The organism is Paenibacillus glycinis, from assembly GCF_009909185.1.
Classification (GTDB): Bacteria; Bacillota; Bacilli; order Paenibacillales; family Paenibacillaceae; genus Paenibacillus_Z; species Paenibacillus_Z glycinis.
The window spans coordinates 28,988-43,282 of record NZ_JAAAMV010000010.1 but is presented as its reverse complement, the minus strand read 5'-3'; the positions used below and the strand labels follow the sequence as shown (position 1 = coordinate 43,282).

Sequence of the window (14,295 nt, the reverse complement as noted above, 5' to 3'; positions counted from 1 at the left end):
CCTTTCCCCCGCCAACAGTCCGCCGGTCCCATGCCAGCCGAACTGTTTGCCCCGCAATGCCGCTTATTCCGTTACCACTTCTCCGCTGATGGCATTCATGTAATACTGTCCGCCATCCTCCAGCAGCACGCGCCACGTCGGCGCCGATACTTGGACATCCGAGTTGAAAATCTGCCCGTGATAGCCCAGCTTGATTTCCTTGATGACCGCACCGTTATGCAGCTGGTTCTCGATCAAGCTCGTGACCACCTTCGTGGCCGGCAGCACGGACTGCAGCGTCGGCTTCTCCGAAGGCAGGAGCTCGATGACGTCCTGCTTGTACGCGATGATTTTCAAATTGCTATAAAACAGCTCCAGCTTCACGTCGAACATCGGCCGGCCATCGGCCACGCGGTAGAACACGAATTCGCTGTCGCGGTCCTCGCCGAACGCATACTTGTCCAGGTCCGGAATGACGCCGCCCAGGCTTTTCTGCAGGTCCTTCTCGTTGAAGACGATTTTGCTGTCCACGGGCTGCTTCAGGTCCTGCCGTTCGCCGCCGCCCAGCTTCGTCTTCACGCGGAAGGTCAGATCCTTCAGCTCCGGCGTCTCCGAAGGGATGCTCGTATCGAGCTTGATGCCCTTGTCCTTCATGAGCTTCTGCGTCTCGGGACGCAAATCGCTGACCTCCGCGCTCGTGTCCCGCCCCTCCCGGATATTGGACCAGAGCTGGTACCCAAGCACGAGATTCAGCAGCAGGAACGCGATAATCAGCACACTCTTCGCTCTGCCCCAGTCCATTCCGACAACCCCTTCAGCTGAACGTCTACTCCGGCCAAACTCCTGCCCGTGCCGCTTGCAGCGCTTGCAATGTCACTGCGCATCGGTTGACAGCCAACTTGCGCCGTCACGCCTCGCAAGAGGCGCAAGAAATGCTGCGAGCTGCTTGCGGATTGTGCTGCCGTCCCGTCAAGATGCAGCGTCAACCTGCCGTGCCGGCAATGACCGCCCGCCCAAGCGCATGAGCGCCTGCGGCCGATCCGCTTCACTGCCGCTCGCCCGAACCCGTGCCGAACGCGTTGGTCATCGCGGCGCTTCCGCTATCGTTGCTTCTGTTGGCGCCGCTGTCATTTCCGCCGGTCTCGTCGCCGTCCTTCTTCGTAAGCGGCGCGCCGCCCGGCTCGCCCGGCAGCGGCTTGTAGCCGCCCGGGATCGCCTCCAGCAGCATCGCCTGCGTGTCGTCGCTCAGGCGCACCGCCCAGATCGGGTTCAGCGCGATCGACTTATCGTCCGCCGGCGTCGCGAGCAGCGCCGGATACACCGCGACGACGTCCGCCTTGCGCGCGTAATGCGAGAGCGTATCCGCCAGCATATCGCCGCCCGGCAGCCAGCGCACGCCGCGCTGATCCGGCTTCTTCTTGAGCGTCAGCATGGACCGCTCGTATTCCGAGACGAAGCCCTCCTGCAGGCGCAGCTTCATGCTGCCGAACAGGAACGGATCCATCGGCATGATCGGGAACGAGCCGTAATACTGCTGAAACTTCAATACCTGCGCATCCTCGGGCAAGCCGACATGCACGAACCGGTGCATCCCGTCCCAGCCGCCGTGTTGGTTGACGAACTGGACGGCCGCGTACACGTTCTGGCTTTCGTTGTCGCCCTGGCCTTGAACCGCAACCGGGTCGGTATAGCTGAGCCAGCGGCCGTTCTGCTCCACCTGCAGGCCGCGTTTGCCGTCGGTGTAGATCTGCGAGCCGTTGCGGTCGCTGATCGCCCGCGTCACGCCGGGATCGGAGAACAGATAGCTTTGCATCGTTTCCGGCGAATAGCTGTCGTAGCTCACGACGGAAGCCACGGACTCGATCGGCCCTTCCGGCAGATACAGATCGTCGCCGATCCGTTTATAATTGACCTGATACTCCCCGTACCCGACGTACATCTGCACGTCCTGCGCGGTCAGGTCGGCTTTCACCGACTCGTAGACCGTCGTATTGTCGGCGCTGAAGAAGTACGTCCGCACCTCTTCGCCGTCGGTGCCCGTGTAGATCCAGATCCGGTTCACCACGTCGTCCATGAACGGCGCATCGCCTTCGAGCTTCAGCACCTTGCTCAGAAGCTCCATCGGAACCCCGCGTCCGAACCGGAGCTCAAGCCCCTGATCGCCGTCGCGAATCTCGTCCCAGTCGACCGACGCCACGGTATTGCGCTGAAAGCCCTTGAACTCGCGGCTTTTGATTTTATCGAAAATCAAATTATAAAAATTCGAAGCCGGATACAGCACCGTATGCTTCGATTTGCCCAAGTGCAGCACCATGTCCTCGGGGAAGATGACATTCTCCACCTTCTCCTCGTCGCCCATCGGCTCCGCCTGCACGTAATCCTGCTGCGGCGACTTCGTCACGCCGAGACCCGGCATGCTGTACGCGAGCAGGTAGCTCTGAATGAGGCTCAGCATCACGAGCGCCGTCAGCAGCATCGTCTTCGTCCGATCCATCATGACGTCTCACCCCCGGCGATCAGAGGCAGCACGACCGTCACCGTCGTGCCTTCGTTGAGTTCGGAATCGAGCGCGATGGTACCGCCGTGCGCCTTCACGATTTCCCGGGCAATGGACAATCCGAGGCCCGTGCCGCCCATGTTCCGCGAGCGGGCTTTGTCTACCCGGTAGAAGCGATCGAAGATTCGTCCGAGGTCCCGCTTCGGTATGCCGATCCCGGTATCCTTCACGCTGATCGCGATCGAGGACGGTTCCTGCCGCCTCGCCGCGATCTCGATCCGTCCGCCGTCGAGCGTATACTTGATCGCGTTGGACACGAGATTGTCCAGCACCTGGTCGATCTGATCGCGGTCGAGCCATACCGTCGAGATCGCGTCCTCCACCCGGACGGACGCGCGGATCGATTTCTTCCGCATCTGGAACGAGAACCGGTCCGCCACTTCCTCCAGCATCTCGGGCACGTTGGTCTGCTGCCGGCGCAGCGGCGCCTGGTTGGAATCGAGCCGCGACAGATGCAGCAGATCCGTCACGAGCCGGATCATCCGTTCCGTCTCATTGCGGATGACGCCGACGAACCGCTGGCCCAGCTCCCGCTCGTCCATCGCGCCCTCGTCGAGCGCTTCCGCGTAGCTCTTGATCGTCGTGAGCGGGGTGCGCAGCTCATGCGAGACGTTCGCGACGAACTCCCGCCGCGACTGCTCGAGCCGCTCCTGCTCGGTAATATCCTGCAGCACCGCGATAGTGCCCGATATGCCGTGCTCCCGGCGATGGATCGGCGTCAGCGTCACGCGCATCAGCTCGTCCTCTTCGCCCTCGGCCTGAACATGATAGATCACCGCCGGGTGTTCGGTTCCCTGCGGCAGCGCCGTCAGCTGCGCTTCGTCCATCCCGAACAGCTCGCTCAGGCGAATGCCCTCGCAATCGTCCCGGCGCAGCATCTCCCGCGCCCTGCGGTTGCTGATAATGACGTACCCGCGCTCGTCCGCGGCCACGACGCCGTCGCTCATGTTGGCCAGGATGGAGGCGAGCTTCTCCTTCTCCTCTTCGTTGGCCGACAGCGCGTCGCGAAGACGGGACGTCATGTTATTGAACACTTCGGAGAGCCGCCCGATCTCGTCGTCGCCGAGCACCGGCACCTGCTGGTCGAAGCGCCCTTCCGCCACGCCGGCCGCCTGCCGCGTCAGCGCCTTGATCGGATTCGTGATCGTATGCGCGAGCAGGATACCGAGCAACCCCGTCAACCCCAGCGCGAACAGCATGCCGGACATGAAGATCCGATTGATGCGGTCGACCGTCCGGTACAGGTCCTTCATGGACGCGACGAGATAGACCGCGCCTACGACTTTATCGCTATAAACGACCGGCTGCGCGATGATTTTCTTGCGTTGCCCGTCCTCGTCGATGATTTCCTCTTCTATGTCGCGAATGCCCTGCAGCGCGCGGCTGACCGCCAGCGACGTATTCTTCTTCCCGATATACGACGCGTGGGACTGCGACGACGTCGCCAACACCTTGCCGCCCCCGTCCATCACCTGGATCTCCGCTTCGTTGATGCTGAACAGGTTGCTGACCAGCACGCCGAGGTACTCTTCCCGCGTCTGGTCGTCGGGATTGCCCGGCTTCTCCGGCTGATTGGACAGCGTCTGCGCCGCGATCTGCGCGAGCAGGTTCGCTTGTTCGTTCAAGTTGTTCGTGAACGTCGACGTCAGCGAAGTCTTCATCGTGCTGATGAAGTATACGCCGATCAGCTGCATCGCGATCAGGATCAGCAGCACGTAGATGATGATAAGCTTGACTTGAATCGTGCGGAAGAACCGTATGCCCCCGTTCATCCGAAGCCGAAACCGCCGGATTTCGGATTGCGCATGAGATACCCTAGTCCGCGCCGCGTCAAAATATATTCCGGCCGGCTCGGATCGTCCTCAATCTTCTCGCGCAGCCGCCGGATCGTGACGTCCACCGTGCGCACGTCGCCGAAATATTCAAATCCCCATACCGCCTGCAGCAGATGCTCGCGCGTCATGACCTTGCCGCTGTTGCGCGCCAAGTAATACACGAGCTCGTACTCGCGGTGGGTCAGGTCGAGCGGTTCGTTATCCTTATAGACTACATACATGTCGGTATCGATGAACAGGTTGAAGATCGCCAGCCCCTGCTTGTCCGCCGGATTCGGCGCATCCGAAGCGCCGCCGGGCACCGACGCGACGGCCGGCTCGCTCTTCGTCCGGCGCAAATGCGCTTTCACCCTGGCCAGCAGCTCGCGCGTGCCGAACGGCTTGGTCACGTAGTCGTCGGCGCCCAGCTCGAGGCCGAGCACCTTGTCCAGCTCCGTGTCTTTGGCCGTCAGCATGATGATCGGCGTCTGCAGCCGGGTGCGCACCTCGCGGCATACGTCCATCCCGTCCTTGACGGGCAGCATCAGATCGAGCAGGATCAGATCCGGCAATTCCTCGAATGCCAGCCGTACCGCTTCTCCCCCGTCGAAGGCGCAGATGACCTGGTAGCCTTCCTTCTCGAGGTTGAATTTTATGATATCCGCAATCGGTTGTTCGTCGTCGACCACTAATATTTTTCCGTGCATCGCTACACCGCCTGTCGCTTCAGCAATCTTCCTCTATTCTACCATAGGAGTATCCTTGGTTCACAATGAAACTTCCCTCATATCAGGGGAGATTTAGGCGAAAAACGGCGAATTTGCCCATATTCGGCGCTTTTATCCGGTTAGATGCAAAAACACCGCCGCAGCCTCGGGGCCGGACGATGTTTCATGTGGAACAATTCCAGATTATAGATACTTAAGCGGGTTTTGCAGATCGCCGTTCTTGTGCACCTCGAAGTGCAGATGCGTGCCGAAGGAGTGGCCGGTATTGCCCATGATGCCGATCTTGGATCCTTGGCTGACGGTCTCGCCTTTCTTGACCAGGATCTTGCTCAAGTGGCCGTACCACGTCTCGTAGCCGTTCTTATGGTCGATGATAATGCAGTTGCCGAGCCCCGGGCGCGTTCCAGTGAATGTCACGACCCCGTTGTCCGCTGCCATGATATTATGATTGCCGACCATGTCGACGCCGCGGTGCATCGCGCCCCAGCGCATGCCGTAGTAGCTGGTCAGGCGATGACCGGTGACCGGCCAGGCGAATTGACCGGTGCCTTCGCTCAGGTTCACCTTCGTGCCTTTCATGATGATCGCGGGAACGGAAGGCTCCAGCACGGCTTCGCTGATCAGCTCCTCGCTCATCAGGTAGCCGTTTTGCTTGATCAGCCGGTAGACGAGCTGCTTCTTGCCGCTCTTGCCCTCGCGGATGATCTTCTGCTCGCCCGATTTCATGTTGCTGTTCTTCTGGATCACCGTCTTCGGTTCGATCGATTCCGTCTCCGTCACGTTCTCGACCGTCTCCACCGTGACTTCCGGCTGCAGCACCGTCAGATCGATGACGTCCCCGACCTTGATCATGTCGTCCTTGATCCATTTGTTGCGCTCGTAGATGACCTGCGGCGAGATGCCGAATTCATGCGCGATGCAGCCGACGCAGTCGCCTTCCTTGACCGTGTAGGACTTCGGCTTGACCGTGCCCTTGATGAGCTGCAGGTACAGCTGCTCCGGATCGGCGATGTCCTGCGGCTCGACCTGCGCGTCGTCCGTCGCGATCTTCTCGACGAATTTCACCGATTTGAGCGCCGTCTTCGACTTCACGCTGCCGTCGGGCGAATATGCGAGCGCGGTGACTTCCGTTTTCTCCGACTTGGTCTTGGGGGCGTATTTGCCCTGCACCCGCGCCAGCAGCGCGTCCGCCGTCGCCTTGTCCTTCACGATGCCTACCCGCTTGCCGTCCACGACGAGTTCGACGCCCGTTGCGTGAGAGTCGAATAACCCGCCCAGCTTCTGCAGCGTGGCCGCCGAATCCGGCTGCGCCTTGTAAGCGCTTTTAACCCCATATGTGATCTTGCCCGTGTCAAGCACCATATGTACGCCGGCGTTGTCCGCTTCGAGCTTCTTCTGGGTTTGGCCGATAAAATCCGCGACCTGCTGCTTGGAGCCGACCTCGCCGATCAGGCTGCCGTTCTGGTACACTTCGACGAAATCCACGGTATGCGCCTTCACGTAATGCGAGCTGCTGAAACCGGCAACCGCGAGCACGACGAGCGCGCTCCCTGCAAGCAATATCGGTTTTCTGCGCAGCAGTCGCTGCACGGTACCGTTCTCTATATTGGAATGCTGCTGATTCTCCTGTTGGGGGCTTACGCGCCGAAAAGTCTGCCGGAATGAATCCCATGCTTTTCGGAATCGACCCTTGTCCGTAAAAAAGGTCATGATCGTCTCCTTTTCGCGTTATGGTACCTTGTTTTGAGCGGATCCGACAACGAAAATTCTACATTGTCAATCACGTTCTTTACTGTATCATAACGCTGCATGCGGGTTCAACCGAAGGGCCTTTTACGCCAGATTAATATTTGCTCAGAATCTCCGTCATTTCATCGTACTCCGATCGATCCAAATACCGCGCCATCAACTGGTTCACCTGCGTCATCTCATCGTCGGTCAGCCCGTCCTCCATCAGCGTGGAAATTTGCTGCCATGCATCCTGCGGGAGCTTCTTCATGACGTCGAATAATTTCGTTTTGTCCGCTTCGCTGATCTGCGATTTCGCCGCGTTGATCTCGTCCGTCGACATGGCGATCCCGTCCTTGGAGGCATCGCTCGCGTCGGTTCCGGCGCTGCCTTGTCCGGTGACCGCCCCGCTGTTGCCCTTCGGTCCCGTGCCCCCGCCGATATCGCTCAGCTCGCCTTCGGTCTTATCGCCGAAAGCATCCACCGATCCGTTGCTGTCGCCGCCCGACTGTCCGGAAGCGTCCGTATTCGGACTGCCTGCCGTTTCATCCGAGTTCGCAGCAGCTCCGTCGCCCGAGCCCGCGGCATCCCCGTTGTCCGAGACCGAGCCATTCCCCGTCGAATTGCCTTCCGCCGCGCCTTTATTCGAACCGTTCGCATCCTGGCTGCCGTTGTCCGCCGACGCATTGTCCGCACCCTTCGAGCCGGCCGTATCCGTATCGGCGCTCGCTTTCACTTCCGGATCGGCGCCCCACATCTCGCCCCACAATCCGCTGAGCGCGAACGGCTTCTCTTCCATCGGAATATGAAACTGCTTGAGCAGCGTTTCCACGTAGCTGTTCACGACGTAACCGGTCGTCCATATCGACAGAAAACTGATCAACAGCGCCGCTGCCACGAGCTTTCCGACGGCTGCCGCTACTTTCCCCGTAATCTTCCACATCACTATCACCCTTTGCCTCTTAGTAGCTGAATGCTGCACTTGCGTCTCGTAGGCGCAAACGCAAACCAATCAGCTTAGGCAGCTAGATTGGCAAGGGCATATCGCCCATACTTCCCAGTATGGGCACGGCACGGCGGAACCATTCAATTCCCGGGCAAAAAAGAAAGAGGACGGCGAACGCTCGCCATCCTCTCTATGTGCTGCTGCTAGATATAAATCGGGGCCACCGGATTCGTCTGCTCGCGGTTGCGGCCGACGGAGAAGATCGCGATCGGAATGCCCGTCAGTTCGGAGACGCGTTCCACGTAACGGCGCGTGTTCTCCGGCAGGTCCGCCAGCGTCTTCGCGTTCGAGATGTCCTCGCTCCAGCCCGGAAGCTCCTCGTACACCGCTTCGCACTCCGAGATCAGCTTCAGGCTGGCCGGATAGTGCTCGATGACTTCGCCGCGCAGCTTGTAGCCGGTGCAGATCTTGACCGTTTCCAGGCCGGACAGCACGTCGAGCGAGTTCAAGGACAGACCCGTGATGCCGCTGACGCGGCGCGCATGGCGGACGACGACGGTGTCGAACCAGCCGACGCGGCGCGGACGGCCGGTCACCGTGCCGTACTCATGGCCCTGCTCGCGGATCCAGTCGCCGGTCTCGTTGCTCAGCTCCGTCGGGAACGGACCGTCGCCGACGCGCGTCGTGTACGCTTTCGCCACGCCGATGACCTGCTGGATCTTGGACGGACCCACGCCGGAACCGATGCATACGCCGCCGGCCGTCGGATTGGACGAAGTGACGTACGGATACGTGCCTTGGTCGATATCGAGCATGACGCCCTGCGCGCCTTCGAACAGCACGCGCTGGTTGCTGTCGATCGCGTCGTTCAGCACGACGGACGTATCCGTCACGTACGGGCGAAGAATCTCGGCATAGCCGAGGTACAGGCCGAGGATTTCATCCGCGTCCAGCTTGTTTCCGCCGTAGACCTGCTCGATGACTTGGTTCTTCTCGATCACGAGGCGGCGAAGCTTCGTCTCGAATTCCTCGGCGTCCAGCAGATCCGCGACACGAATGCCGTTGCGCGCCGTTTTGTCCATGTAGCACGGGCCGATCCCCTTGCGGGTCGTGCCGATCTTGTTATCGCCCTTGCGCTCTTCTTCCAAGCAGTCCAGCTCGATGTGGTACGGCATGATCAGATGCGCGCGGTCGCTGATTTTCAGGTTGTCCGTGGAGAAACCGTTCTCATGTATATAATTGATTTCGTCGATAAGGGCGGATGGATTGATGACCATGCCGTTGCCGATGACGCACACTTTATTCTCGTTGAAAATGCCGGATGGGATCATGGTAAGCTTATATTTCTTATTCCCGATCATGATGGTGTGGCCTGCGTTGTTGCCGCCTTGATACCGGGCTACAACATCTGCGCCGTCCGCCAGAAAATCGGTGATTTTGCCTTTGCCTTCGTCTCCCCATTGGGTTCCGACTACGACTACCGTTGACATGGATATACCCCCATTACATGTTTTGAAGCGCAAACGAACACAACAAATGACTGCCTGTGGCCGGCAGCAGTATTAGTGTAGCAATTTAGTCCGCTAAAGTCAACGAAAAGCGAACAATTGCAGGGTTGCCCCTACAATTGTTCGGAAATAGAAATATGATGTCGAAGCAGGACGAACCGCCTGTCATCGCTCGCGGTTTTAAGAAGCCGATTCCTGATGGGAGCGATCCAGTCCGACGAATTTATTGAAGTTCTTGAGGAAGGCCAGCTCGACGGTGCCCACGGGCCCGTTCCGCTGTTTGGCGATGATGATCTCGATGATGTTCTTCTTCTCCGACTCCTTGTCGTAGTAATCGTCCCGGTACAGAAACGCGACGATATCGGCATCTTGCTCGATGGAGCCGGATTCCCGAAGGTCGGACATCATCGGACGCTTGTCCTGCCGCTGCTCGACGCCCCGGCTCAGCTGGGAAAGCGCGATGACCGGCACTTCCAGCTCCCGCGCGATCTGCTTGAGCGTACGCGAGATCTCGGATACTTCCTGCTGCCGGTTCTCGCCGGCCTTGCCCCGGCCTTGGATCAGCTGCAGGTAGTCGATCAGGATCATGCCGAGGCCGCGTTCTTTCTTCAGCCGGCGGCACTTCGCCCGAATGTCCGCGACGGTGATTCCCGGCGTATCGTCGATGTAGATCTGCGCTTCGGAGAGCGAACCGATCGCCATCGTTAGCTTTTCCCAATCGTCGCCTTCCAAATACCCCGTCCGCATCCGGCCGGCGTCGACGTTCGATTCCGCGCAGATCATCCGCTGCACCAGCTGGGCGGCGGACATCTCGAGACTGAAGATCGCGACCGTCTCGCGGGCGCGGACGCCGACGTTCTGGGCGATGTTCAGGGCGAATGCCGTCTTCCCTACGGACGGACGCGCCGCCACGATGATCAAGTCGTTCCGCTGGAAGCCGGACGTCATCTTGTCCAAGTCCGTGAAGCCGGACGGAATGCCCGTCGAGCCGCCCTTGTTGGAATACAGGTGTTCGACCCGCTCGAAGACTTCCATCAGCACGTCCCGGATCGAGATGAAGCCGCTGCTGGAACGGCGGTTGGACAGCTCCATGATGCGCGCTTCCGCGTCGCTCAGCATGAGGCCGATATCGTCCGCCGCCGCGTAGCCGTCGGACACGATATTGGTCGCCGTCCGGATGAGGCGGCGGAGCATGGACTTCTCTTCCACCATCTGCGCGTAGTAGTCCACGTTCGCCGCCGTCGGCACCGCGTTGCCGAGCTTCGCCAGGTAGCTGACGCCGCCGATCTCCTCCAGCTGCTGACGGTCCTGCAGGTACGAGGTCAGGGTAACGAGATCGATGGGCTGGTTGGCTTCGCCGAGCTCGACCATCGCGTTATAGATCAATTGATGCGACGGCAGATAGAAGTCCTCGCTCCGCAGCCGCTCCATCGCCGTGATGAGCGCTTCCGTCTGCAGCAGGACCGCCCCTAGGACCGCCTGTTCCGCTTCCATGTTCTGCGGCGGAACGCGGTCGAACATCGTCAGCTCGTCATTCATGCCTTCCCGCGCTCCCTCTCTCGCATTATTATTCTTCCGCTGCATGCACGCTCAGCTTCGCTTTCACTTCGGGATGCAGCTTCACCATTACCTGCGTGACGCCGAGCGTCCGGATCGGCTCCTCGAGTTCGATTTTGCGTTTATCGATCTTCACGCCAAGCCCTTCGAGCGATTCGGCGATTTGCTTGGTCGTGATGGCGCCGAACAGGCGTCCGCCTTCGCCGGCTTTCGTTTTCACGACGACCTTCATCGCTTCCAGACGCGCGGCGAGCGCTTGCGCGTCCGCCTTCTCTTGCTCCTTCTTCCGTTTCTCGGCGGCGTTCTGCGCGTCGAGCGTCTTCAGGTTGCCGTCCGATGCCGGCTTCGCCAGGTTCTTCGGAAACAGGAAATTGCGCACGTACCCTTCCGATACTTCTTTGACCTCGCCCTTCTTGCCTTGCCCCTTCACGTCTTGCAGGAAAATGACCTTCATTCGAATAACCCCTCTTCCTTATCGATTTCTTGCAGCACCTGCTTGAGGCGCTGCGCGACTTCCGCTACGGTGCCTTCGAGCTGGGCGGCCGCGTTGGTCAGATGACCGCCGCCGCCCATGCGCTCCATGACCACCTGCACGTTCATATGGCCGAGCGACCTTGCGCTGATGCCGATCAGGCCGTCCGGCCGTTCCCCGATGACGAAGGACGCCAGCACGTCCGTCATGTTGAGCAGCGTATCCGCCGTCTGCGCGATCAGCAGCTGCGAATACTGGCGTCCCTGCTCCGTGACCGCGATCGCGACGTGATCGTACACGATCTCGGCGAGCTTGATCATTTCCGCCTTCTTGATGTATTCCGCCAGATCCTCCTTCAGCATCCGCTGAATGAGCGTGGAGTCCGCGCCGTTGCGGCGCAGGAACGAGGCCGCTTCGAAGGTCCTGGAGCCGGTGCGCAGCGAGAAGCTTTTCGTATCCACCGTAATGCCCGCGAGCAGCGCCGTCGCTTCCTTCACGTCCAGCAGCACTCGGTCATGGATATATTGCAGCAGCTCCGTGACCAGTTCGCAGGTCGAGGACGCGTACGGCTCCATATACACGAGAATCGCATTCGTGATGAATTCCTCGCCGCGGCGGTGATGATCCACGACGACGATCTTGTCCGTCAGGGAGAGAATCCGCGGCTCCTTCACCATCGACGCCTTATGCGTATCGACGACGACCGCGAGCGTCTTGCCGTCCACGATGCCGAGCGCCTGTTCCGGCGTTATGAAGCGTTTGGCGATGCGCTCGTCTTCGCGCAGCATCTCCATCATTTTCTGAATGGCCGGATTGACGCCTTCCAGCACGATATACGCTTCCTTGTTGAACAGCAGCGCCGCTTTGAGCACCCCGATCGCCGCGCCGATCGAATCCATGTCCGGCATCTTATGCCCCATGATCACGACGCGGTCGCTGTCGCGCATCAGATCGCGCAGCGCGTGCGCCACGACGCGGGCCCGCACGCGGGTCCGTTTCTCCACGGCGTTGGATTTGCCGCCGTAGAACGATTGGCGCTGCCCGACCTTGACCGCCGCCTGGTCGCCGCCGCGGCCGAGCGCGTAATCCAGACTCGTCTGCGCCCAATGCCCGAGCTCGACGATGCTTTCCGCGCCGGCGGCGAAGCCGATGCTGAGCGTCATCGGAATCTTGTTCTCCGCGATGATCTCGCGCACCTCGTCCAGCAGCACGAACCTCGACAGCTCCAGCTGCTTGAGCGTGCGCTGATCGGTAATGACCAGGTAACGGTCCGAGGTCAGCCGCTTCAGATAGACGTGGAACTTGCTCGCCCACTCCGTGATCTCCGCCGTGGCCCTGGACATCAGCGTGCTTCGCTGCTGGTCGTCCATGCCCTGCGTGACTTCTTCGAGGTTATCCATCATGACGATTCCGATCGCCATTTTTTCTTCCTCGTATCGCTTGGCCAGCTGCCACTGCTTCGTGATGTCGCGAACGTAGAGCAGCCTCTCGTCGAAGCGGAACATCAGCTCGTAGATCGCGTTCCCGATCGACGCCTCCATCGTGCCTTCGCGTTCCTTCGCTTGGGACAGCGTCGGGAACAAATCGTTCAGCGACTCGCCGACGACGGATTCCCGCTCCAGCATGTTCGTGATGAACGCGTTATGCCATTCGATGGTTTTATCCTCGTTATACAGGATGATCCCGAACGGCAAATCGCTGATGACCTCGTGCCCCGCCTTCTTCACCCGGTAGGACAGCGTGCCGAGGTACATTTTCAAATCCCGGCGAAACGCCCGCTCGGCCATGACCGAATAGAAACCGATGGCGCCGGACAGCACGAGCCCCAGCACCCCAAACTTCCAATCGTACGTCGCCAGCGCGATCGTCATCAATAGCATCAGCACGAATGCCCATAAATGGTGCATGCCGTGCCATCGTTTAATCAAAAACTTCGGCATGTTCGATTCCGCCCCTGTGTCACGATTTCTTAAACGCTCTTCGGATCGGGAATGCCGCATCGAGCACGCCGATCAGGCTAAACGGCGGAAAAACCGCGACAATCACGGATAAAATCACCGGAATTGCCTTGTTCCATCTCCGTTCATGCGCAATAAAGAAGAAAAATCCCATCGCCTGAATGGAGAACGCCAGCTGCATCAGCGGGACCAGGTTGTGGAGCGTGACCGTCATGAACGAGGTTCCTTCATTCGGCGTCGCCAGATCCGCGAGAAGAACGATTAAATAGTACAGGACGAAAATGCGCGGCAGCATCCATTTGCGGGGCTGCTGCAGCTTGGAGACGGCGATGCCCGATCTGCGGAGAATCGGCGCCGCGATGGCATGCACGATGATCGTAAAGAGGAACGATACCGCAATGAGCGCCATCGGGATGGAATGGATCAAGTTCTGAATATACGACTCCGTCACCTCTGCCGTCCATGTGCCCGGCATCAGTCCCTCGCCGTCCAAGCTGTCGATCGTATCCGTAATCACGCTGCGGATTTCATGGATGAGCGAGAAGTCGAACCAAGCATCGGCGAGCACGAGCTCAAGCAGCGAGATGCCGAGCAGCGTCAATACGACGGCGGTCAGCGCTTTGCGCGCGGGGGCGCCCTTGCGGTACATATGTCCGAGGACCACGGACGGAATCAAGAAAAACAAGCCTACGATCAAAGCAGCCGGCCCCAGAACAACGGCGCCGATTGCGTATACGGCCGCCATGTGCAAGGAAAATGCCCGCCTTGACAACGTCGCATACAAGATGACCATCGGCACCATCATGACGGCCGAAACAAGCACGTTCACGAGCGGTACGGCGATGGCGAGCAGCAGCAGCAGCGCCGCGGCGCTCCAAAGAATCGATTTTACACCGGTTTTCAAACCGTTCACCTCTTGCTCCAGATACTAGTGCGCAGCCTAAGCTTTACTCCCCATTATATCATAAAACAAGTACGGGAAAACAGAACCGCCCGATCCGGGGCTACCGCGCCCGCACGGTTTTTCCGCCCGCGCGCCGCCGATGCA

Annotated in this window: 11 protein-coding genes; all 11 read right to left on the bottom strand. The window is 59.8% G+C overall.

The annotated features are described in order from the left end of the window. Nucleotides 1-63 precede the first annotated feature (63 nt). Entirely contained in the window at nucleotides 64-780 is a 717-nt protein-coding gene (yycI, locus tag GT019_RS14455) for a two-component system regulatory protein YycI (protein ID WP_161743894.1), read from the bottom strand. 244 nt (nucleotides 781-1,024) lie between these two features. Beyond that, nucleotides 1,025-2,476 carry a YycH family regulatory protein gene (locus GT019_RS14450; protein ID WP_161743893.1) on the bottom strand — a complete coding sequence of 484 codons (1,452 nt, stop codon included), beginning with the start codon at nucleotides 2,474-2,476 and terminating at the stop codon, nucleotides 1,025-1,027. Next, nucleotides 2,473-4,308 (bottom strand): cell wall metabolism sensor histidine kinase WalK, encoded by a 1,836-nt coding sequence (gene walK, locus GT019_RS14445; protein ID WP_161743892.1) that lies wholly within the window; start codon nucleotides 4,306-4,308, stop codon nucleotides 2,473-2,475. Before walK ends, GT019_RS14450 begins: the two co-directional genes overlap by 4 nt. Next, nucleotides 4,305-5,057 (bottom strand): response regulator YycF, encoded by a 753-nt coding sequence (gene yycF, locus GT019_RS14440; protein ID WP_161743891.1) that lies wholly within the window; start codon nucleotides 5,055-5,057, stop codon nucleotides 4,305-4,307. Before yycF ends, walK begins: the two co-directional genes overlap by 4 nt. A 204-nt stretch (nucleotides 5,058-5,261) precedes the next feature. After that, the gene (locus tag GT019_RS14435) at nucleotides 5,262-6,788 is read right to left on the bottom strand and encodes a peptidoglycan DD-metalloendopeptidase family protein (protein WP_161743890.1); all 1,527 of its coding nucleotides are present in this window, start codon (nucleotides 6,786-6,788) and stop codon (nucleotides 5,262-5,264) included. A 133-nt stretch (nucleotides 6,789-6,921) separates the two neighbouring features. Next, nucleotides 6,922-7,758, bottom strand: coding sequence for a hypothetical protein (locus GT019_RS14430; protein ID WP_161743889.1), 837 nt, complete (start codon nucleotides 7,756-7,758; stop codon nucleotides 6,922-6,924). A 197-nt stretch (nucleotides 7,759-7,955) separates the two neighbouring features. Continuing rightward, nucleotides 7,956-9,242, bottom strand: coding sequence for an adenylosuccinate synthase (locus GT019_RS14425; RefSeq protein WP_161743888.1), 1,287 nt, complete (start codon nucleotides 9,240-9,242; stop codon nucleotides 7,956-7,958). 198 nt (nucleotides 9,243-9,440) lie between these two features. After that, on the bottom strand, nucleotides 9,441-10,799 hold the full coding sequence (gene dnaB / locus GT019_RS14420) for a replicative DNA helicase (RefSeq protein WP_161743887.1): 1,359 nt from the start codon (nucleotides 10,797-10,799) through the stop codon (nucleotides 9,441-9,443). Nucleotides 10,800-10,827: 28 nt separating this feature from the next. Then, nucleotides 10,828-11,271: a 50S ribosomal protein L9 gene (gene rplI / locus GT019_RS14415; protein ID WP_161743886.1), complete on the bottom strand. Its 444-nt coding sequence runs from the start codon at nucleotides 11,269-11,271 to the stop codon at nucleotides 10,828-10,830. Next, nucleotides 11,268-13,229 (bottom strand): DHH family phosphoesterase, encoded by a 1,962-nt coding sequence (locus tag GT019_RS14410; RefSeq protein ID WP_161743885.1) that lies wholly within the window; start codon nucleotides 13,227-13,229, stop codon nucleotides 11,268-11,270. Before GT019_RS14410 ends, rplI begins: the two co-directional genes overlap by 4 nt. 19 nt (nucleotides 13,230-13,248) lie before the next feature. Then, the gene (locus tag GT019_RS14405; RefSeq protein WP_328803966.1) at nucleotides 13,249-14,160 is read right to left on the bottom strand and encodes a DUF2232 domain-containing protein; all 912 of its coding nucleotides are present in this window, start codon (nucleotides 14,158-14,160) and stop codon (nucleotides 13,249-13,251) included. Nucleotides 14,161-14,295 lie beyond the last annotated feature (135 nt).